This is a genomic window from Streptomyces sp. NBC_01485 (genome assembly GCF_036227125.1).
In the GTDB taxonomy this organism is placed as follows: domain Bacteria; phylum Actinomycetota; class Actinomycetes; order Streptomycetales; family Streptomycetaceae; genus Streptomyces.
In genome coordinates, this window is record NZ_CP109435.1 from 312,698 (window position 1) to 334,273 (window position 21,576).

Consider the following 21,576-nt stretch of genomic DNA (forward strand, 5'->3'; position numbering starts at 1 on the left):
GCAAACGGAGGTGCAGAGGTGAAGTCCACCAGGGCGATCGGCCGTGTTCCGGTACGGGACGTCGAACCGCGCGTGGAGTGCGGCAGGCGGCCGGCGAAAGCCGTGACCGGGGAGACGGTGCGGATCTCCGCGACGGTGTTTCGCGAGGGCCACGACGCCATCGGCGCCAACGTGGTCCTCAAGGGCCCGGACGGCGGCCGCGGCCCGTGGACACCGATGCGCGAACTCGCCCCGGGCAGCGACCGCTGGGGGGCCGAGGTGACCCTGGAGGCCATGGGCCGCTGGACCTACACGGTGGAGGCCTGGAGCGACCCGGTCGCCACCTGGCGCCGGCACGCGGAGATCAAGATTCCGGCGGGCATCGACACGGGTCTGGTCCTGGAGGAGGGCGGCCGGCTCTACGAACGGGCGGCGGCCCGCGCCCCGCGCGGCCCGGAGCGCACCCTGCTCCGGGACACGGCGAAGAGGCTGCTCGACGACACCCTCCCGGTGGCCGAGCGCTACGCGGCGGCTTCGGCGCCGGAGGCGGCCGCCGTCCTCGCCCGGTATCCGCTGCGCGAACTGGTCACCGCCGCCGAGCCGCTGCCCCTGCTCGTGGAGCGGCAACGCGCCCTGTACGGCGCGTGGTACGAGTTCTTCCCGCGCTCCGAGGGGACACCGGAGCGCCCGCACGGCACCTTCCGCACGGCCGCCCGCAGACTCCCCGCCATCGCCGCGATGGGCTTCGACGTCGTCTACCTCCCGCCGATCCACCCCATCGGCACGACCTTCCGCAAGGGCCGCAACAACACGTTGAACGCCGAGCCGGACGACGTGGGCGTGCCCTGGGCGATCGGCTCGGCGGAGGGCGGCCATGACGCCGTCCACCCCGACCTGGGGACGATCGAGGACTTCGCCTGGTTCGTGAAGCGGGCGCGGGAAAACGGCCTGGAGATCGCCCTCGACTTCGCCCTCCAGTGCTCCCCCGACCACCCGTGGGTCCACAAGCACTCCGAGTGGTTCCACCACCGGCCCGACGGCACGATCGCGTACGCCGAGAACCCGCCGAAGAAGTACCAGGACATCTTCCCCGTCGCCTTCGACGCCGACATGAAGGGGCTGGTCTCCGAGACCCAGCGCGTCCTGCGGCACTGGATGTCGCACGGGGTGCGGATCTTCCGCGTCGACAACCCGCACACCAAGCCGGTCGTGTTCTGGGAGCGGGTCATCGGGGAGATCAACCGCACCGACCCCGACGTGATCTTCCTGGCCGAGGCCTTCACCCGCCCCGCGATGATGCACGCCCTCGCCCAGGTCGGCTTCCAGCAGTCGTACACCTACTTCACCTGGCGCAACACCAAGGAAGAGCTCACCGAGTACCTCACCGAACTGTCGGGCGAGTCCGCCTCGTACATGCGGCCCAACCTGTTCGCCAACACCCCCGACATCCTGCACGCCTACCTCCAGCACGGCGGCCGCCCCGCCTTCGAGGTCCGCGCCGTCCTCGCCGCCACCCTCTCCCCGACCTGGGGCATCTACAGCGGCTACGAACTCTGCGAGAGCACCCCGCAGAAGGAAGGCGGCGAGGAATACCTCGACTCGGAGAAGTACCAGCTCACACCCCGTGACTGGGCGGCGGCCGAGCGCGATGGCCGCAGTCTCGCCCCGCTCATCACGAAGCTCAACGAGATCCGGCGGGCGAACCCGGCCCTGCACTGGCTGCGGAACCTCCGTTTCCACGGCACGGACAACCCTTCGGTGATCGCGTACAGCAAGCGCGCGGGTGCGAACACGGTGGTGGTGGTCGTCAACCTCGACCCCCACCACACCCAGGAGGCGACGGTGTCGTTGGACATGCCGCAACTCGGCCTGGCCCACGGCGCATCCCTGTCCGTGCACGACGAACTGACGGGTGAGACATACGCCTGGGGCGCCGCGAACTACGTGCGCCTGGAGCCCGGCCGGACGCCTGCCCACGTGTTCCACGTCCGGTGACCCGCACCGCCGATCGGAGGCTCCAGCCCGCCATGACCGTCAACTCACCTGTTCCGGACACCTTCGAGGACACTCCCGCCAAGGACCGCGATCCCGAGTGGTTCAAACGCGCCGTGTTCTACGAGGTCCTCGTCCGCTCCTTCCAGGACAGCAACGGCGACGGCGTCGGCGACCTCAAGGGAATCACCGCCAGACTCGACTACCTGCAATGGCTCGGAGTCGACTGCCTCTGGCTCCCGCCGTTCTTCAAATCACCGCTCCGCGACGGCGGATACGACGTGTCCGACTACACCGCGGTCCTCCCCGAATTCGGCGACCTCGCCGACTTCGTGGAATTCGTCGACGCCGCCCACCAACGTGGCATGCGCGTCATCATCGACTTCGTCATGAACCACACCAGCGACCAGCACCCGTGGTTCCAGGAATCGAGGAAAGACCCCGACGGACCCTACGGCGACTACTACATGTGGGCCGACGACGACAAACAGTACGCCGACGCCCGCATCATCTTCGTCGACACCGAAGTCTCCAACTGGACCTTCGACCCCGTCCGCAAGCAGTACTTCTTCCACCGCTTCTTCTCCCACCAACCGGACCTCAACTACGAGAACCCGGCCGTGCAGGAGGAGATCCTGGCCGCCCTCCGGTTCTGGCTGGACCTCGGGATCGACGGCTTCCGGCTGGACGCGGTGCCCTACCTGTACGCGGCCGAGGGCACGAACTGCGAGAACCTGCCCGCATCGCACGAGTTCCTGAAGCGGGTCCGCAAGGAGATCGACGCCCACTACCCGGACACGGTGATCCTCGCCGAGGCCAACCAGTGGCCCGAGGACGTCGTCGACTACTTCGGCGACTACGCCTCCGGCGGCGACGAATGCCACATGGCGTTCCACTTCCCCGTCATGCCCCGCATCTTCATGGCCGTACGCCGGGAATCCCGCTATCCCGTGTCGGAAATCCTCGCCAAGACGCCCGCCATCCCGTCGAGTTGTCAGTGGGGCATCTTTCTTCGCAACCACGACGAGCTGACCCTCGAAATGGTCACCGACGAAGAACGCGACTACATGTACGCGGAATACGCGAAAGACCCGCGTATGCGCGCCAACATCGGCATCCGCCGCCGCCTCGCCCCGCTCCTCGACAACGACCGCAACCAGATCGAGCTGTTCACCGCCCTGCTCCTGTCCCTCCCCGGCTCACCGATCCTCTACTACGGCGACGAGATCGGCATGGGCGACAACATCTGGCTCGGCGACCGCGACGCCGTCCGCACCCCCATGCAGTGGACGCCCGACCGCAACGCGGGCTTCTCCTCCTGCGACCCGGGCCGGCTGTCCCTCCCCGCGATCATGGACCCCGTCTACGGCTACCAGGTCACCAACGTCGAGGCGTCGATGTCGTCGCCCTCGTCGCTGCTGCACTGGACCAGGCGGATGATCGAGATCCGCAAGCAGAACCCCGCCTTCGGCCTCGGGACATACACCGAGCTGCAGTCGTCCAACCCGGCCGTCCTCGCCTTCCTGCGCGAGGCCCCCCTGACCGGGGAAGGAGGGGACGACCTGGTGCTGTGCGTGCACAACTTCTCGCGCTTCGCACAGCCCACCGAGCTCGACCTGCGCCGGTTCGACGGCCGCCATCCCGTCGAGCTGTTCGGCGGAGTCCGTTTCCCCGCCATCGGTGAACTGCCCTACCTGCTCACCCTCGCGGGCCACGGCTTCTACTGGTTCCGGCTCACCAGAGCCGCGTCCCGGATCGGCCGCCGCCCGTGAGCGTGCGCCGAGGAAAGGATGGGTCACCGTGACGAAGACCGCACCCCTGCGACCGGGCAGCGCGAGCGGCGTCCGCTCCGTCGGGCCGCTCGCCGCGCTGCTGTGCGAGTGGCTGCCGCGGCAGCGCTGGTTCGCCGGCAAGGACCGGCCCCTCACCGATCTGCGCATGCTGTCGATGACCGAGCTGTATCCGGGCTGTCTGCATCTGCTCGTGCACGCCGACCAGTCGGGCGTCCCGACGCCCGGGAACACTCCCCCGGCCGGTGACTGCTACCAGTTGCTCCTCGGCGTCCAGGAGCATCTGTCGCCCCGGCTGGGCCGTGCGCTGATCGGCAGGGTGGAGGACGGTCCGATGGCGGGGCTGACGGTGCATGACGCGCTGCAGGACCCTCGGTCGGCGCACCTGCTGCTGGAGCGGATGCGGCATCCCGGCACGCTGGGCCCGCTGACCTTCGAGTCGGACCCGTCCGTGTCACTGCCCCCGGGGCTCGCGCCCAGGCTGCTGGAGGCCGAGCAGTCCAACACCTCGCTGGTCTACGGGGACGCGTTCATCCTGAAGATCTTCCGGCGCATCCAGCCCGGCGTGAACCCCGATCTGGAGGTGCCGGTCGCGCTGGCCGGGCAGGGGTGCCGGCGGGTTCCCGCGCCCGTGGCCTGGTTCCGGACGACGCATCCGCAGGAGGCGACGCTCGGCGTGCTCCAGCCGTTCCTGCCCGACGCCTCCGACGGCTGGACGCTGGCACTGCGGGCCCTCGCCCGCGGGGAGGACTTCACGGCGGAGGCCGAGGAGCTGGGGCGGGCCACGGCGGACGTCCACCTGGCGCTGGCCTCCGCCCTCCCGGCCGGTCCGCACGCCGAGGACGGGCGTACGGCGGCGGCGATGACCGAGCGGCTGGAGGCGGCCGCGCACCATGTGCCGGCGCTGCGCCCGTTCGTGCAGGGCCTGACCACCGCCTTCGGCGCGCTCTCCGTCTGCGACGCCGGGCCGGCCGCCCAGCGCATCCACGGCGACCTGCACCTCGGGCAGGTGCTGCGCGCCGGGCGCGACTGGTTCGTCATCGACTTCGAGGGCGAGCCGTCCCGTCCGCTGGCCGAGCGGCGCAGCGCCCACTCCCCGGTCCGGGACATCGCCGGGATGCTGCGCTCCTTCGACTACGCCGCCCGCCAGCGCCGCCCGTGGCGGCCGGAGTGGGCGCGCCGCTGCCGCGAGGCCTACTGCGCGGGCTACGCGGCCCGCGCGGGCTGGGACCCCCGTAAGAAACATGCCCTGTTGCGTGCCTACGAGACGGACCGCGCCGTGTACGAAGTGCTGTACGAGGCCCGTAACCGTCCCGACTGGCTGCCCGTACCCATGGCGGCGATCGAGCGACTCGCCGTCCGAGGAGGCTGACCCCTGTGGCCCTGCGTGATACTTCTCCGCCCGAGTCGGCCGGTCCCCGCCCGCGCACGGCGCCCGCGCTCGACGCGGCCGACCGCGGGCGCCTGCTCTCGGGCGCGCACCACGATCCGCACGCGCTGCTGGGCGCGCACCCGGTGCCGGGCGGGATCCTCTTCCGTGCCCTGCGGCCCTTCGCCGACTCGGTGAGCGTCGTGATCGACGGCGATCCCACCCCGCTCGTCTCGGAGGGCGACGGTCTCTTCGCCGTCGTCCTGCCGCTCGCCGCGGTGCCCGCGTACACGCTGCTGGTGTCGTACGAGGGCGCCGAGCACAAGGTGGACGACCCGTACCGCTTCCTGCCGGCCCTCGGCGACCTCGATCTGCATCTCATCCGTGAGGGGCGGCACGAGGAGCTGTGGACGGCGCTCGGCGCGGAGCCGATGGCGCACCAGGGGGTGATCGGCACCCGGTTCACGGTGTGGGCGCCGAACGCCCAGGGGGTGCGGGTCGCCGGCGACTTCTGTTTCTGGGACGGGACGGCCTTCCCGATGCGGTCGCTGGGGTCGTCCGGGGTGTGGGAGCTGTTCCTGCCCGGGATCGGCGAGGGCGCCCGGTACAAGTTCGAGATCACCTCCCGCCACGGTCACCGCTTCCTCAAGGCCGACCCGATGGCACGGCGCGCGGAGGTGCCGCCGGACACCGCGTCGATCGTGCACGCCTCGCACTACGAGTGGGCGGACGAGGAGTGGATGGCGCACCGGGGCGATGTTCCCGTGCACGTGGCGCCGTTCTCCGTGTACGAGGTCCATCTCCCGTCCTGGCGGCCCGGATTGACGTATCGTCAACTGGCCGAGGAGCTCCCGCCGTACGTCAACGATCTCGGCTTCACGCATGTGGAGTTCATGCCGGTCGCCCAGCATCCGTTCTCGGGCTCCTGGGGCTATCAGGTCACCGGTTTCTACGCGGTGACCTCGCGGCTCGGTACGCCGGACGACTTCAAGTTCCTCGTGGACGCCCTGCACCGGGCCGGGATCGGCGTGATCGTGGACTGGGTGCCGGCGCACTTCCCCAAGGACGACTGGGCGTTGGGCCGGTTCGACGGGGAGCCGCTGTACGAGCCCGGTGACTCGCGGCGGGCCGAGCATCCGGACTGGGGGACGTACGAGTTCGACTTCGGGCGGGTCGAGGTGCGCAACTTCCTGGTGGCGAACGCGACTTACTGGTGCGAGGAGTACCACGTCGACGGGCTGCGGGTGGACGCCGTCGCCTCCATGCTCTATCTCGACTACTCGCGGGACTCCGGACAGTGGACGCCGAACGTGTTCGGCGGCCGGGAGGACCTGGACGCGAAGGCGTTCCTCCAGGAGATGAACGCGACGGTGTACCGGCGCAATCCGGGGGTCGTGACGATCGCGGAGGAGTCGACGGCCTGGGAGGGGGTGACCCGGCCGACCGACGGCGGCGGTCTGGGGTTCGGGCTGAAGTGGAACATGGGCTGGATGCACGACTCGCTCCAGTACATCGGCAAGGAGCCGGTGCACCGCAAGTACCACCACCACGAGATGACCTTCTCGATGGTGTACGCCTACAGCGAGAACTACATCCTGCCGATCTCGCACGACGAGGTGGTCCACGGCAAGCGGGCACTGGTCTCGAAGATGCCCGGCGACTGGTGGCAGCGGCGCGCCGACCACCGGGCCTATCTGGGCTTCATGTGGGCCCATCCCGGCAAGCAACTCCTCTTCATGGGGCAGGAGTTCGCGCAGGGCGCGGAGTGGTCGGAGGCCGCGGGGCCGGAGTGGTGGCTGCTGGACCCGGGGTACGCCTCCGCGGGCGATCACCGGGGGGTGCGGGACCTGGTCCGTGATCTCAACGCGGTCTACCGGGCGACCCCGGCGCTCTGGGAGCGCGACACCGACCCGGCCGGTTTCCGGTGGGTGGTCGGCGACGCCGCGGACGACAACGTCTTCGCGTTCCTGCGCCACGACGCGCAGGGTGCTCCGCTGCTCGCCGTCAGCAACTTCTCCCCCGTCGTCCGCCACGACTACCCGCTCGCCGTCCCCGGCGACGTCCCGGCCTGGCGCGAGGTGCTCAACACCGACGCCGAGCGCTACGGCGGCAGCGGTGTCGTCCGCTGCGCCCCCGTCGCACCCGGGCAGGGGCGGCTCCGGCTGACGCTGCCGCCCCTGGCCACGGTGTGGCTGACGCCGTCGTCCGTGTGAACCGGGGCCGGACGGGGCAGTCGGGTGCGTGTCACCCGCCCGAGAAGGCCGCAGAGAAAGGCCGTATCCCGTGCGCACCGTCGGAGTGGAGGAGGAACTCCTCCTGGTCGACCCGAAGACCGGGGAGCCGCGGTCCCTGTCCGCCGCCGTCCTCGCCCGCGCCTCGCGGTGCGAGAAGGCGGAGGAGCCGCCGGTCTTCGAGAAGGAACTGCACAACCAGATGCTCGAGTTCGCCACCCACCCGCAGTCGGCCATGGCCGACCTCGGCGCGGAGATCGTGCGCATCCGCGGGGAGGCGGCCCGGCACGCCCGGGAGGCCGGGTGCGCGGTCGCCGCGGTCGCCACGTCACCGCTGCCGGTGCGGCCTTCCATCAGCATGAACCGGCGCTACCAGTGGATGGCGGAGCAGTACGGCATCGCGACGCGCGAGCAGTTGGTGTGCGGCTGCCATGTCCATGTGTCCGTCGGCTCGGACGAGGAGGGCGTCGCGGTCGTCGACCGGATCCGGCCCTGGCTGTCGGTGCTGTCGGCACTGAGTGCCAACTCGCCGTTCTGGCAGGGCCGGGAGACGGACTACAGCAGCTATCGCAGCCGGGTGTGGCAGCGCTGGCCGTCGGCGGGTCCGACCGAGCTGTTCGGTTCGGCGGAGCGCTACCACGGGCGGGTGGCGGACATGGTGGCCACGGGCACGATCCTCGACGAGGGCATGGTCTACTTCGACGCCCGGCTGTCGGCGCGCTATCCGACGGTGGAGGTACGGGTGTCGGACGTCTGTCTGCACGCGGACAGCGCCGTGCTGATCGCCACGCTGGTGCGCGGGCTCGTCGAGACGGCCGCCCGGGACTGGGAGGCCGGCCGGCAGCCGGCGGACCACAGCGTGAGCCTGCTGCGGCTGGCCGGCTGGCGCGCCGCCCGCTCGGGGCTGACCGCGGATCTGCTGCACCCGGCGACCATGCGGCGCACCCGCGCCGAGACCGTCGTGGGGGCGCTGCTGGCGTATGTCGAGGACGCGCTGGCGGACAGCGGGGACCTGGAGCGGGCCCGCGTGTCCTGTGCCGAGCTGCTGCGGCTCGGCAACGGTTCGCAGATCCAGCGCGAGGTGTGGGAGCGCACCGGCAGTCTGCGCGAGGTCGTCACCACCTGTGTGCGGCACACCCAGAGCTGAGGCGACGAGCCGAGGCGACTCCGCGCCCCGCCGGGGTCGTCCGGCGGCGGGGCCGGGGTCGTCCGGCGGCGAGATCATCAAGGCGGATTACTTATTCGTTCCCGGCCATAACCGGTCTTTCCTGGGCTAGATTCGACCACCGTCGATGACAGTTCCGGTCGGCGGAGTCACGGCCCGTACACGTCACAGGAGCAGCGCATGCGCGACTTCGCCCTCGCTCCCCGCACCACCCCGCCGCTGACCGGAGGGCTCGCCGACAGCGTCTTCGAGACGGCCGCCCGCACTCCCGCGCTCCCGGTGCTCTCCCGTCGCCGCCCGGACGCCGGCTCGGCCGGCTGGGCGGAGGTGACGGCCGTCGAGCTGCGGAACGAAGTGGTCGAGCTGGCCAAGGGGTTCGTGGCCTGTGGGATCAAGCCGGGGCACCGCGTGGCGATCATGGCGCGCACCCGGTACGAGTGGACGGTGCTCTCTCACGCGCTGTGGGCGGTGGGCGCCGAGGTCGTCCCCGTCTATCCGACGTCCTCGCGCGAGCAGGTCGAGTGGATCCTGCGGGACGCGGCCTGTGTGGGCGTGGTCGTCGAGGACGAACAGAGCGTCATGACCGTGGGATCGGTGTGCGCGGCCCTGCCCGCGCTGCGGCACGTCTGGCAGTTGGACGCGGGCGCGCTCGAACAGCTGCGGCAACGCGGCAAGTTGGTGCCGGCGACCACGGTGGACTCGCTGCGCCGGATCGTGCTGCCCGACTCCACCGCGGTGATCGCCTACACCTCCGGCACCTCGGGCCGGGCGCTGGGCTGCGCGCTGACCCACCGCGGTCTGGCCAGCCCCTGCGACACGCTCCTGGCCGGCTGGGGGCACACGGCCGCGGCCCCGGGACAGCGGCCGAGCGTCCTGGCCTTCCTGCCGTTCTCCCACGTGTACGGCCTGATGATCCAGGGCCTGTGCCTGCGCGGCGGCATCCTGATGGGCCACGAGCCCGATCTCGGCGGGGACGCGCTCTCGGAGTCGCTGCGCACGTTCCGTCCGACGTATCTGTACGCGGTCCCGTCGGTGTTCGAGAAGATCTACAAGAACTTCCTGCGGGCGGCCGAGGAGGCGGGCCGCGGGGCGCTGTTCGAGCGGGCGGCGGAGACGGCCCGGGACTTCGCGGCCGCCGCCGAACGCCACCGGCTGGGCCGCGGCTCCGGGCCCGGTTTCGACCTGCGGCTCCAGCACGCCCTGTTCGAACGGACGGTGTACCGCAGGCTGCGGGCCTCGCTGGGCGGCCGCGTCCACCGCGCGACCTCGGGCGGCTCCCCGCTGCACCGCGACCTGTCCCTGTTCTACGAGGGCATCGGCGTCTACGTGCACGACGGCTACGGCCTGACCGAGACCAGCGGCGGGATCACGATGCAGCCGCTGGGCCGGGAGAAGTCGGGCACCGTCGGACAGGCCCTGCCGGGCATGGACATCCGGGTGGCGGAGGACGGGGAGATCCTGGTGCGCGGCCCGTCGGTGTTCCAGGGCTACGTCAACGACGACACCGCGACGCGGGCCGCGCTGTGGGGCGGCTGGCTGGCCACGGGCGACCTCGGGGCCCTGGACTCCGACGGCTACCTCTCGATCACCGGCCGCAAGAAGGACGTCATCATCACCAGCAGCGGAAAGAGCGTCGCGCCGAGCGCGCTGGAGCAGCGGCTGCGGATGCATCCGCTCGTGCACCAGGCGGTGGTCGTGGGCGACAACCGGCCCTGTGTGGGCGCGCTGATCACCCTGGACCCCGATTTCGTGGCGCACTGGCGCGGGAGCCTGACGCTGCACGGCGACTCCCGGAGCCGGGAGGCCCGCGAGGAGAACGCCCTGCGGGAGGAGGTCGGCCGGGCGGTGGCCGCGGCCAACAGCACGGTGTCCCGCTCGGAGTCGATCCGGGCCTTCCGCATCCTGCCGCAGCCGTTCGACCAGGCCAACGGTCTGCTGACGCCTTCGATGAAGCTGCGCCGCGACTCGATCGTGGCGCACTACGCGACGGAGATCGAGGCGATGTACCAGGCACGGGCCCGCCTGCCCCGCCCGAGCGCCCCGGAGGAGATCCTGAGCTGGGACGACACGGACGACGTGTTCCGCTGAGCCCCTCGTAGGGACGCGGGTGTGCGGCGGACGCGTAGCCTGCGCGGGCTCGGGAACCCTGGAAGGGGCGACGCCTGAGAGCCGTACGAGAAAGGACGACGGTCCCGGCAGCAGCGGGGCCGCACTGACGACATGGCAACCGAGCCGCGTGGTAACGACGCACTGTCCTTCTGGGCGATTCCGGGCCGTTCAGCCCGTTTCGCGGGTGAACCGCAGGATGTGACGGGTGCGCGGCTGGTCGCGGAGGAGTTCCTCCGTGAGCTGGCGCGGGCCTCACCGCCTTCGGCGCCGGAGTGCTGGCACGACATCGTGCTGATCGTCACGGAGCTGGCCGCGAACGCGGTCCAGTACGCGCCGGGGCCCTTCGAGCTGCACCTGCGCCCCACCTTCGACGGGGTGCACGTCACGGTCCACGACACCAACAGCACCCCGCCGACGCCACGGCCGTTCCGTCCCGACGACGGGGGCGGCGGCATCGGCTGGTATCTGGTGCACACGCTCTGCAGTCAGGTGAGCGTGGTGCGGAACGAGCAGGGCCAGGGTGAGGGGAAGGACGTCCACGTCTTCCTGCCGTGGTGACGTTGGGGTGTGCGGCGCGATGTGCGCCCGCTCCCTTCTCGTGTCCCCCGAAGCGCCAACTACCCTGCCGCGGCAGCCGCATTCGGTGAGAAGTCTGTGGGGGACTCCCCGCATGAGACGCGGATGCGTGGGCAGACGGACTCCGTCATCGACCGGCTCGACGAACGGAGTGAGCGGCATGGATGCCGTGACGGCACAGGCAACGACGGCCACGGCAGAGCAGGCGGGCACCGGGGACCCGCGAGGAGGGGTTCCGCTCATCGACGCACCCGCCCAGGTGAGTCCGAGGGACGCGCGGGAGCTCTCGCGCCGCTTCTTCGACCGGCTGGCCGTCGTGGAGGAGGGCACCCACGAGTACCAGTACGTGCGCAACACCCTGATCGAGATGAACCTGTCGCTCGTGCGGTACGCGGCCTCCCGCTTCCGCGGCCGGGGCGACTCGATGGAGGACATCGTCCAGGTCGGCACGATCGGGCTGATCAAGGCCATCGACCGGTTCGAGCTGTCCCGTGAGGTCGAGTTCACCTCGTTCGCTGTGCCGTACATCGTCGGCGAGATCAAGCGTTTCTTCCGGGACACGAGCTGGGCGGTGCACGTGCCGCGCCGGCTTCAGGAGGCGCGGGTCGAACTGGCCAGGGCGAACGAGGAGTTGCAGACGCGGCTGGGCCGGATGCCCACCACGCGCGAGCTGTCGGAGCTGATGCAACTGTCGGAGGGGGAGGTCATCGAGGCGCGCAAGGCGTCCAACTGCTACACGTCCGCCTCGCTCGACGCGGCGCTCACCTCCGAAAGCGGCGCGGACGGCGAGTCGGTGCTCGCCGACTTCATCGGTGCGGAGGAGCCCGCGCTCGAACTGGTCGAGGACTTCCACTCGTTGGCGCCGCTCATCGCCGAACTCGACGACAGGGAGCGGCGGATCATCCATCTGCGGTTCGTCGAGGAGCGCACGCAGGCGGAGATCGGCCATGAGCTGGGCATCTCCCAGATGCATGTGTCCCGGCTCCTCAGCCGCCTGGTGCGGCGCCTGCGGGTCGGCCTGCTGGGCGCCGAACTCGCCTGAGATCCCTTCCCCCCCGCTCGCCCGCTCCCGGATTTCGGAGGTACCCGTGTCCATCGCCCAGAACCCCCTGTCCGTCGAGGTCACCCTGCCCCGCGAGGACGTCGCCCTGGTCACCGTCGAAGGCCATCTCGACCTCGACACCGCGACCGAGTTCCAGGCCCATCTGGCCAACCAGCTCCACCACGGCCGACGGCACTTCCTCATCGACCTCAGCGCGGTCCCGTTCATGGACTCGTCCGGCATGAACATCATCCTGCGGGTGTACCAGGAGGCCCGCGGCCTGCCGGGGAGCGTGCACGTCATCAACCCGACGCCCCCCGTGCGCCGGGTCCTGGACCTCACCGGGGTCAGCCTCACGGTTCCGGTCTCCGCGAAGGTGGACGAGGCGCTGGCCCTCGTCGACGGGACCGCGCCGCCGAAGGACGCCCGGGACTGAGAGCGGCGCGGCACAAGGGCACGGACGTATGGACGGACGGGCGTACGCGGGCCGTTCGGCGGGTACCACGGTGGCCTCAGGAGAAACGTTCGTCTGCATGGCTCGTCCGGCTGGCGCGACCGGTTCGGTCACGGTGGGATCGACGGGATCGACGGGGCAGACCGCCTGGAGCCGCAGAAAGGGAAGGACATCGTGACACGACCCAGGATCCTGGTGGTGGGCGCGGGCTTCGCGGGGGTGGGCTGCGTTCGGCGTCTGGAACGCGAACTCGCCGCCGCGGAGGCCGACGTCACTCTGGTGACGCCGTTCGCCTACCAGCTCTATCTGCCGCTGCTCCCGCAGGTCGCCTCCGGGGTGCTGACGCCCCAGTCGATCGCCGTCTCGCTGCGCCGCAGCAGGAAGTACCGCACCCGGATCATCCCGGGCGGCGCCGTCGGCGTGGACCTCGCGTCGAAGGTCTGCGTCGTGCGGACCATCACCGACGAGATCGTCAACGAGCCGTACGACTACATCGTGCTGGCTCCCGGCAGTGTCACCCGCACCTTCGACATCCCGGGGCTGACCGACCACGCCTTCGGGATGAAGACCCTCGCGGAGGCCGCTTACATCCGCGACCACGTCATCACCCAGCTGGACCTGGCCGACGCGAGTCACGATCCCGCCGAGCGGGCCTCGCGGCTGCGGTTCGTGGTCGTGGGCGGCGGCTACGCGGGCACCGAGACCGCCGCCTGTCTGCAACTGCTCACCCACAACGCGGTCAAGCGGTATCCGCGACTGGACCCGGGCCTGATCAAGTGGCACCTGATCGACATCGCCCCGAAGCTGATGCCGGAACTCGGCGACAAGCTGGGACGCAGCGCCCAGGAGGTGCTGCGCAAGCGGGGGATCGAGATCTCGCTGGGCGTGTCCATCGCGAAGGCTGGCCCGGAGGAGGTCACCTTCACCGACGGGCGGGTCGTCCCGACCCGGACCCTCATCTGGACGGCGGGCGTCGTGGCGAGCCCGCTCATCGCGACGCTCGGCGCGGAGACGGTCCGCGGGCGGCTCGCGGTCGAAGCGGAGCTGAACCTGCCCGGGAACGACGGGGTGTTCGCGCTCGGGGACGCCGCCGCCGTACCCGACCGGGCCAAGGGCGAGGCGGGCGCGGTGTGCCCGCCGACCGCGCAGCACGCGATGCGGCAGGGCAGGGTCGTCGCCGACAACGTCATCGCGACGCTGCGGGGCCGGCCGATGCGGCCGTACGTGCACAAGGATCTCGGACTGGTCGTCGACCTCGGCGGCACCGACGCCGTCTCCAAGCCGCTCGGCGTCGAACTGCGGGGCCTGCCCGCGCAGGCCGTGGCCCGCGGCTACCACTGGTCGGCGCTGCGCACGGGCGTGGCCAAGGCCCGGGTGCTGACGAACTGGACGCTCAACGCGGTCGCGGGCGACGATTTCGTGCGCACCGGCTTCCAGGCGCGCCGGGGCGCGAAGCTGAAGGACTTCGAGTACACGGACAGCTATCTGACGCCCGAGCAGGTGCGGGCGCACCTCAAGGGCTCGGGCCTCGAGGGCCCGGGCTCCGAGGGCTCGGGCTCCGACCAGGAGTGAGGCCGGCGGCGGAGCGCGGCGGGGTGCGGGCGGCGGCACGGTCGTCCGGTGCGCGGTGGCGGGATCGGGTCGCGGCGTCCGATCCCGGGCTGCTGCGGCTGGCGGCCGGGCTGCGGACGGTCGGCGCGATCGCCCTGATGCTGGCCGCGCTCTCACTGCTGGGCGCGGACGTCTCGCATCTGGTGGCGGGGGCCATCGCGGCGATGGTCGCCACGTTCGCCATCCGCGAGAAGGAGCGCGACCGGCAGGCCGTCACGCTGGCGCTGGGCCTGCCGGTGGCGCTGGCCTCGGTGTCGCTGGCGGCGCTGCTCAGCTCCCGGGTGCTGGCCGGGGACGTCTTCTTCGTCGCCCTGATCTTCTGCGCGGTCTACGGCCGCCGGTTCGGCGACCGGGGCACGGCGCTCGGGCTGATCGGGTTCCAGGTCTACTTCCTGGCCCTGTTCGTCGATGTCGGGACGTCGACGCTGCCGGGGTACTACGGGGTGCTCGCCGTCGCCTTCGCGTGCAGTGCGGTGGCGCGTTTCGTGCTGGTGCCCCAGACGCCGACCGGGATCCTGGAACGGCTGCGGCAGGCCTTCCGGGCGCGGCTCGCGCAGTTGCTCGACGCCCAGCTCGAACTGCTCGACGCCGGCCCGGACGACGCGGACCGGGCGCTCGCCCAGGTGCGCGAGGGCACCGCCCGGCTGCACGAGACGGCCATGATGATCCAGGGCCGGCTGGCGGAGGGCACTCCGGACGAGGCGGTGGCCGGGCTGGTGCAGCGCCGGATCGCCGAGGCCGAGATCACCGCCGAACGGCTGGGCCTGCTCCTGCTGACGGCCCGCAGCGCCGAGCGAGCCCACACCCTGACCATGCACCTGCCGGGCGCGCCGCTGCCGGAGGGCGGCCGTCTGCCCTGGCGGGACGAGGCCCTGGACACCCTGCGCCGCGATCTGCGGGCGCTTCACCTGCTCGTACGGCATCCCGCGGCGGAGGTGTCGGGGACCGCGTCGGCGCTGATGCGCAACCGGCTGCTGGGGTACCGGGACGAGGAGAACCTGCCGAAGGCGTCGCCGGCCGTGCAGGACGTCTTCCGCGGCGTCGGGGAAGCGGCGCGCGCGGTGCTGGGGCTGCGGATCGCGCTCGACGGGCCCCAGGACGAGTCCGGCGACAGCCCCGAGACGGCCCGCTCCCGGGAGGAGCTGGACGCGGAGGACGCCGCGATCGGCGCCGAGGCCGAGGAGGACGCCGACGCGGCCGAGGAGGCCACGGGGCTGCGGCGGCCGACCACCCGTGCTGCCGTGCAGGTCGCCGTCGGGTCGTCGCTGGCCATCGTCGGCGGCGAGCTGCTGTCCGCGCACCGCTGGTACTGGGCGGTGCTGACCTGCTGGATCGTGTTCCTCAACACCGCGTCCACCGGGGAGATCCTGGTCAAGGGCTACCGGCGGCTGCTGGGCACGATGCTCGGTGTGGTCGCGGGCATCGTGCTGGCGGGGCTGGTCGGGCAGCACACCTGGACGGCGTTCGCGGTGGTGCTGCTGTGCGTGTTCGCGATGTTCTACACGGCGCCGCTGTCGTACACGCTGATGTCGTTCTTCGTGACGGCGGCGCTGGGCGTGCTGTACACGCTGCTGCACACCTACAGCCTGTCGGTGCTGGTGCTGCGGGTGGAGGAGACGGCGCTGGGCGCGGCCTGCGGGATCGTCGCGGCGGCGCTGGTGCTGCCGGTGCACACGGACCGGCGGACGAACGAGCTGCTGACGACCGTGCTGGACCGGCTGACCGACGTCACCGGGGCGGCCGTGGAGCAGCTCAGCGGCGGTCCCCCGGCCGACCTGCTGGACCGGGCCCGGGACCTGGACCAGGCGCTGGCCGACCTGCGGGCCGCCACGCAGCCCCTGACGCATCCGGTCACACCGTTGCGGACCCGGCGCGACACCGCTCGCTATGTCGTCGCGCTCCTGGAGACCTGTGCCTACCACGCGCGGTCCCTGGCGGCCACGGCCGAGCTGCTGCCGACGCATCCGTCGATCGCGGCGGACCCGCGGCTGCGCCGGGCCGGGCAGCGCATCCTGCACAACACCGGGGCGATCGCCGCGCGCGTCGCGGACGAGCGGAGCGCCGCCGAGGTACTGACCGGGCCGAGCATCGCCGCGCTGCTGAAGCCGGGCGTGCCGGGCACACCGCGCTACGGCCGGGTGACCGACCGGGTGCTGCGGCATCTGCAGCGTCTGGACGAGGCGGTGGTCGGCCTCGCGCGCCCGCTCGGGGTGCCGGTGGCGGCGCCGAAGTGAGCGCCGGGTCCGGCCGGGCTCGGAACTCCGTTCAGAACTCCGTGGGCATGCCGCTCGCCTCGGCGATGCCGCGCAGCTCGTCGGCGTCCTGCTGGCGCTGCCGGATGCAGCCGGCGATCTCGGCGAGGCGGCTGGGGTCGGACGCGGTGGCCGCGTCGGTGACCACCCGGACCGGGCCGGTGCCGTCGACCTGTATCTCCACGAGCTGGTTGTCCAGCCGGCCGGTGACCGCGGTGGCGATGACCAGCGCGGCCTCGTCGCGGATCTCCTGGGGCAGGTGCAGGGTGTCCTCCGGGTCGAGGGCGAAGTCGAGCTTGCCCGGTGGCTGCTGTTCGAGGGCGCGCAGCGCGGGTGCGACGACCTTCAGCAGGAGCTGGTAGTCCTCGCTGTCCATGCGGACGCGCAACAGGTCGAGGTACTTGTCCACGGGCTGTCCGTCGGGCGGGAACTCTGGTTCGTTCATCTGGTCCGTGTTCCCACGCAGGCGGAGGTCAGACCTTGCGCCAGCGTGCCATCGCGAACGAGAACAGTCCGAAGAGCACGAGCCCGGCGGCGACGCAGGCGAGCAGGCCCGGTCCGGCGGGCGTTTCGGCGAACGAGCGCAGGGTGTCGTCCAGCCCCTTCGCCTTGTTCGGCCGGTAGTCGACGGCGGCCCGTACGGCGAAGGCCCCGGCGGTGGCGAACACCAGGCCGCGGGCCGCGCCACCGCCCACGCCGGTGACGTCCACCAGGCGGCGCACGCGCGGGGACGTCTCCCCCAGCCGCAGGTTCTCGCGGTAGCTCCGCAGGACGGCGCGGGCGCCGATCCACACGCCCGCGCCGACGATCCCGACGCCGGCCGCGCCCACGATCCACTGGCCCCCGGGAAGGCCGAGCACCCGGGCGGTGACGTCCCGGGACTGCTCGTCGCTCGAACCGCCGCCGTCGCCCGATCCCGCGGCGAAGGCGAGGACGGAATAGGCGACGAAGGAGTAGAAGACGCACCGGGCGACGGCCGCCAGCCGCTTCCGGGCGCCGCGCCCGTCGGTTCCGGCCCCGCCGAAGACTGCTTCGGACAGCCGCCACAGGGCCATCCCGGCCAGCCCGATGCCCAGCGCCCACAGCAGTACGGCGCCGAAGGGGCGCTCCGCGATCTCGCCGAGCGCGCCCCGGCGGTCGGCCTGCCGCCGGCCGTCGCCGAAGGCGATCTGCAGGGCCAGCACACCGACCAGCAGATAGATCACGCCGCGGGCGGTGAGCCCGGCCTTGGCGGCGCCCTTCGTCACCGACCCGCGCGCCGCCCGCTCCGCCTCGGCCCGGCCGTCGCGCGCCGCGGCGCTCGTGTCCACGGCGTTCACGCTCCCGCCGGTCGGGTGCCCCGGGCGCGGCCGAGGGCGTGGAGGTATTCCAGGGCGTCGAGGAGCACCGTGCGTTCGTGCCAGGCGAGCCAGCGGCCGGCCTGGGCGCCGAGGGCGTCCAGTGTCTTCAGCTCGGACGGGCGCAGCTCGCGCAGGGGGTGTTCGACGTGGGCGGAGACCATGCCGACGCACAGGCCGGCCGCCGAGGTCAGGGGCACGCTGTGGCAGGCCCTGCTGCCGGCGGCGAGGACGGCCGCGCGGGCCGGCTCGCTGAACACCGGGTCGCTCGCCACGTCCCGTACGGTGACCTGCGCGAGGTCTCGGGCGGCCTTCGCGCAGGACGTGCCCGTCTCGCCGACGCGCTCGAAGAAGTCGACGAAGTCGTCCGTGAGGCCGGTGTGCCGTTCGATGCGCAGGCCGCCGCGCACCCGGTCGACCGTCTGCACGTTGCCCATGTCGGTGTCGACCACGGCGAGCGTGCGGCCCAGCACGGCGCCGAGCACCGCGCCCCGGCTGTGGCCGTGGCCTCGGCCGCCCGCCGGGTGGTCCGGCAGGAAGCCGAGGGCGGGCTCCGGTCTGCGGACCCGGCGGGGGAACCACAGCACGGTCCGCCCGTCCGGGCGCGGGGTCGTGACCAGGACGCCGGCCAGGGTGCGCATCTTGATGTTGAAGCGCTGCGAGACCTGCCGCATGAGCGTGAACGCGCCGTCGGCGTCGGGCAGGGCGTAGCGCTCCTGGAGCATGCCCTGCGCCTGGGAGATCAGCGGGCGGGCGCGGGACCGGGCGCGCAGGTCACGCACCTCGGCGCGCAACCGCTCCAGCTCGGTGCGCTCCGGTCCGGTGCGCTCCGCTTCGTTGCGTACCGGTTCGGCACGTTCCGGATCCTCGTCCGTCGTTCCGGATGCGGCCGTGGTCATGAAACCTCCGTGAGGTCGGAACGTGCGGACGGGATGGCTGTCCTGCGGTCAGCCCAGCGCTTGCCGGCGCACGCGTTCGCAACTGCGGTTGATGAGCCGGGAGACGTGCATCTGGGAGATGCCCAGGCGGTCTGCGATCTTGCTCTGTGTCATGTCCTCGAAGAAGCGCATGTAGAGGATGGTGCGCTCGCGTTCCGGCAGCCGGCGCAGGCCTTCCTTCGCCGACTCGCGGTCGACCACGATGTCGAAGGAGGAGTCGGGGCCGCCGAGGGTGTCGGCGAGGCTGTAGCCGTCGTCGCCGGCCGGGAGTTCGGCGTCCAGCGAGAGGGTGCTGAAGCTCTCCAGGGCCTCCAGGCCGGCGTTCACCTCGTCCTCGGTGAGCCCGGTGTGGGCGGCGACGTCGGCGACCGAGGGCTCGGCCGCACCCGGGTTCTGGGTGAGTTCGCGGCGGGCGACGCGCACCTTGTTGCGCAGGTCCTGCACCCGGCGGGGCACCCGCAGCGCCCACATCCGGTCCCGGAAGTGCCGCTTGATCTCGCCGGTGACGGTGGGCACGGCGTAGCTCTCGAAGGCCCCGCGCTCGGGGTCGAAGCGGTCGACGGCCTTCACCAGTCCGAGGGCCGCCACCTGCCGCAGGTCCTCGACCGCCTCACCGCGGTCGCGGAAGCGGCCGGCGATCCGGTGGGCCATGGGCAGCCAGGCGGTGACGATCTCGTCGCGCACGGCGTCCCGCTCGGGCCCCGCCTCCAGGGTGACGAGGCGGGCGAACCGGCTCGTGGTGTCGGGGGCGTCGGCGTGGGTGCGGCGGAGCTGCGCGGTGGTGGGGGCGGATGCGGCGGCGGGCGCTGATGCGGCGGATGCGGCGGGATGGCTTGTCGACATGTCGATAGGCATGCGGGATCTCTCCTGAACGGTCGTTTCAGGGATTTGGCGACGGGAGGGCCTCTGCCACCCGGGGCACGTGCAGCGCCCCGGAGCGGCCATACCGCTCCCGTCGGCGCGCCTCCGGTCCGAAGCACGAACCTCCATCTGCCCTGCCTCCGGAGGTACAAACTCCGCCTGGGGAAAGGCGTTTGAGGGGATCGCCGGTCCGCGTCCCGGGCCGGCCGGAGGCGCGGACGGGTCAGAACACGGGGACGAGGACGGTGATGCGCTTGCCGCCGGAGGGCAGCTCGGCCACCCGGACGTCGCGGGCCAGCCGGCAGACGATCGGCCAGCCGCGGCCCCCGGTACGCCATCGCCCCTCGTCGTCGACCGGGCCGGTGCTGACCGGCAGCCGGTCGCTGCGGTCGCTGACGGAGACGCGCACGGCCCGCCCGTCCACGTCGACGTCGAATCCGGTGATGCCACCGCCGTGCAGGATGGCGTTGGTCGTGAGTTCCGAGGCGACGAGCAGCGCGTCCGAGAGGGCCTCCTCGTCGTACGGGCGGCCGGTGGCCCCGCACCGCCCGGTCACCGCGCGGCGCACGGCGCAGCGGACGTCGGCCGGTCGGCACTGCTCGCCTCCCCCGCGCCGGAACGCGCCGTCCGGCACGTCCACGTGGTCGGTCGAGTCCTTCGCAGGCATCCCTTCGCTCCCTTGGCAGTCGCCGACTGGGTCGGTTGCCGACTGGTCGATGGTCGTCTCCTTTTCGGCTGGCCCCTTCAGCGTCGGCCAAACCTCTCGGACAGGGAGCAATCGACCGGCCCGGACGGGGTACGTGAAGTACATGACCGATGTCGTGGACGCGGGCGAACTGCTACGGCGCATCCAGCGGGCGAGGGCCTGCGCCCGGGAGGAGGCGCTGGCCTGGCGGGTCCGGAGCGCGGACCTCGCCCGGGCCGACGCGGACGGGGCGGACGGGGCAGACGGGGCGCGTGACGCCCGGGTGCGGGCGCTCGCCTACGAGGCCGTGCTCAGCGTGCTGGACGAGATCCTGACGCCCGGCCGACCCCACGAACTGCCCCGGCGGTGAGAACTGAGAGCGGGGTCCGAGAGCGGGATCCGGCAGCGAGAGCGAGATCGAGGTGAAACAGGTCACGCAACCGGCTTTTCTCTCCACACAACCTCCTTGAATGGTTTACCGTTTATTCATACGTGGTGGGCGGAGTCCGACGGCACTCCTCCTCCGTGCGCCACTCCTTTGCCGCCCTGGCTGGCCTCCCCCGTCCAGCCAGGGCTTCTCCATGCCCTCCTGCGGAAAATGCCGTCCGCCGAGGTGCCCGGGGCGGCGGCAGCGGCTGAAATGGGAAGAGGACAGCACTCCGAGCAGCACCCCCAGGAAGCCCTCCCCCATCGATCGCCGGCGAGGAGCCCCGCGCCATGACCAGAGCGACCAGACTGCTGACCGCCCTCCCCCCGCCCCAGCGCCAGCGCCTGATGGGGCTCGCCCGCGAGGTCTCCTTCGCCGAGGACGCCCGGATCTTCGAGGCGGGCGGCACGGCCGACCGTTTCTGGGTCGTCCGCTCCGGCGCGGTCTCGCTCGTGCAGCAGGTGACGTCCGTGCGCCGGGTCACCGTCGCGAGCCTCGGCGCCGGCGACCTGCTGGGCTGGTCGTGGCTGTTCCCGCCGTACCGGTGGGACTTCGGCGCGGAGGCCTTCAGTCCCGTACGCGCCTACGAGTTCCAGGCGCAGCCCGTGCAGAAGCTGTGCGAGGAGGATCCGGCGCTCGGGATGTCGCTGGTGCGGATCGTGGCCGAGATCCTGGCCCACCGGCTGGAGATGACCCGCGGCCGGCTGATGGAGCAGTACGGGACGCACCGGCGCGGGGTGCTGTAGCCCCCGCCCACG

At 71.9% G+C, this 21,576-nt stretch carries 18 protein-coding genes; 13 read left to right on the forward strand and 5 right to left on the reverse strand.

Translation table 11 applies throughout. The annotated features are described in order from the left end of the window. Positions 1–18 precede the first annotated feature (18 nt). The 11 genes from OG352_RS01270 to OG352_RS01320 all read left to right on the forward strand — a co-directional run bounded on the left by OG352_RS01270 (position 19) and on the right by OG352_RS01320 (position 16,552). Positions 19–1,974 carry an alpha-1,4-glucan--maltose-1-phosphate maltosyltransferase gene (locus tag OG352_RS01270; RefSeq protein ID WP_329213379.1) on the forward strand — a complete coding sequence of 652 codons (1,956 nt, stop codon included), beginning with the start codon at positions 19–21 and terminating at the stop codon, positions 1,972–1,974. Positions 1,975–2,006: 32 nt separating this feature from the next. Continuing rightward, positions 2,007–3,743, forward strand: a complete 1,737-nt coding sequence (treS, locus tag OG352_RS01275) for a maltose alpha-D-glucosyltransferase (protein ID WP_329213381.1) — start codon at positions 2,007–2,009, stop codon at positions 3,741–3,743. A 28-nt stretch (positions 3,744–3,771) separates the two neighbouring features. Next, positions 3,772–5,133, forward strand: a complete 1,362-nt coding sequence (locus tag OG352_RS01280; protein WP_329213383.1) for a maltokinase N-terminal cap-like domain-containing protein — start codon at positions 3,772–3,774, stop codon at positions 5,131–5,133. Positions 5,134–5,138: 5 nt separating this feature from the next. Next, entirely contained in the window at positions 5,139–7,343 is a 2,205-nt protein-coding gene (gene glgB / locus OG352_RS01285; RefSeq protein ID WP_329213385.1) for a 1,4-alpha-glucan branching enzyme, read from the forward strand. Positions 7,344–7,413: 70 nt separating this feature from the next. Further along, on the forward strand, positions 7,414–8,508 hold the full coding sequence (locus OG352_RS01290) for a glutamate--cysteine ligase 2 (RefSeq protein ID WP_329213386.1): 1,095 nt from the start codon (positions 7,414–7,416) through the stop codon (positions 8,506–8,508). A 198-nt stretch (positions 8,509–8,706) separates the two neighbouring features. Then, positions 8,707–10,614, forward strand: coding sequence for an AMP-dependent synthetase/ligase (locus tag OG352_RS01295; protein WP_329213388.1), 1,908 nt, complete (start codon positions 8,707–8,709; stop codon positions 10,612–10,614). A 132-nt stretch (positions 10,615–10,746) separates the two neighbouring features. Continuing rightward, entirely contained in the window at positions 10,747–11,193 is a 447-nt protein-coding gene (locus OG352_RS01300) for an ATP-binding protein (protein WP_329213389.1), read from the forward strand. Positions 11,194–11,371: 178 nt separating this feature from the next. After that, positions 11,372–12,253 (forward strand): SigB/SigF/SigG family RNA polymerase sigma factor, encoded by an 882-nt coding sequence (locus OG352_RS01305; RefSeq protein WP_329213391.1) that lies wholly within the window; start codon positions 11,372–11,374, stop codon positions 12,251–12,253. A 46-nt stretch (positions 12,254–12,299) separates the two neighbouring features. Beyond that, complete coding sequence (locus OG352_RS01310) at positions 12,300–12,689, forward strand: STAS domain-containing protein (RefSeq protein WP_329213393.1); 390 nt, start codon at positions 12,300–12,302, stop codon at positions 12,687–12,689. A gap of 192 nt (positions 12,690–12,881) precedes the next feature. Continuing rightward, on the forward strand, positions 12,882–14,279 hold the full coding sequence (locus tag OG352_RS01315; RefSeq protein ID WP_329213394.1) for an NAD(P)/FAD-dependent oxidoreductase: 1,398 nt from the start codon (positions 12,882–12,884) through the stop codon (positions 14,277–14,279). 23 nt (positions 14,280–14,302) lie between these two features. After that, complete coding sequence (locus tag OG352_RS01320; protein ID WP_329223656.1) at positions 14,303–16,552, forward strand: FUSC family protein; 2,250 nt, start codon at positions 14,303–14,305, stop codon at positions 16,550–16,552. A gap of 31 nt (positions 16,553–16,583) precedes the next feature. Here the strand turns inward: OG352_RS01320 and OG352_RS01325 are convergent, their stop codons facing one another. The 5 genes from OG352_RS01325 to OG352_RS01345 all read right to left on the reverse strand — a co-directional run bounded on the left by OG352_RS01325 (position 16,584) and on the right by OG352_RS01345 (position 20,373). Continuing rightward, on the reverse strand, positions 16,584–17,015 hold the full coding sequence (locus OG352_RS01325) for a hypothetical protein (RefSeq protein ID WP_329213396.1): 432 nt from the start codon (positions 17,013–17,015) through the stop codon (positions 16,584–16,586). 28 nt (positions 17,016–17,043) lie between these two features. Then, the gene (locus tag OG352_RS01330) at positions 17,044–17,880 is read right to left on the reverse strand and encodes a DUF1206 domain-containing protein (protein WP_329213398.1); all 837 of its coding nucleotides are present in this window, start codon (positions 17,878–17,880) and stop codon (positions 17,044–17,046) included. Positions 17,881–17,885: 5 nt separating this feature from the next. Next, positions 17,886–18,806, reverse strand: a complete 921-nt coding sequence (locus OG352_RS01335; RefSeq protein WP_329213400.1) for an ANTAR domain-containing protein — start codon at positions 18,804–18,806, stop codon at positions 17,886–17,888. A gap of 48 nt (positions 18,807–18,854) precedes the next feature. Next, positions 18,855–19,700, reverse strand: a complete 846-nt coding sequence (locus tag OG352_RS01340) for a SigB/SigF/SigG family RNA polymerase sigma factor (RefSeq protein ID WP_329213403.1) — start codon at positions 19,698–19,700, stop codon at positions 18,855–18,857. Between the two features lie 229 nt (positions 19,701–19,929). Further along, the gene (locus OG352_RS01345) at positions 19,930–20,373 is read right to left on the reverse strand and encodes an ATP-binding protein (RefSeq protein ID WP_329213414.1); all 444 of its coding nucleotides are present in this window, start codon (positions 20,371–20,373) and stop codon (positions 19,930–19,932) included. A 142-nt stretch (positions 20,374–20,515) separates the two neighbouring features. On the opposite strand from OG352_RS01345, the gene OG352_RS01350 reads away from it, so the two are divergent. Both OG352_RS01350 and OG352_RS01355 read left to right on the forward strand, forming a co-directional pair. After that, positions 20,516–20,761, forward strand: a complete 246-nt coding sequence (locus OG352_RS01350; protein WP_329213416.1) for a hypothetical protein — start codon at positions 20,516–20,518, stop codon at positions 20,759–20,761. Positions 20,762–21,108: 347 nt separating this feature from the next. Then, positions 21,109–21,564, forward strand: coding sequence for a cyclic nucleotide-binding domain-containing protein (locus OG352_RS01355; protein ID WP_329213418.1), 456 nt, complete (start codon positions 21,109–21,111; stop codon positions 21,562–21,564). Positions 21,565–21,576 lie beyond the last annotated feature (12 nt).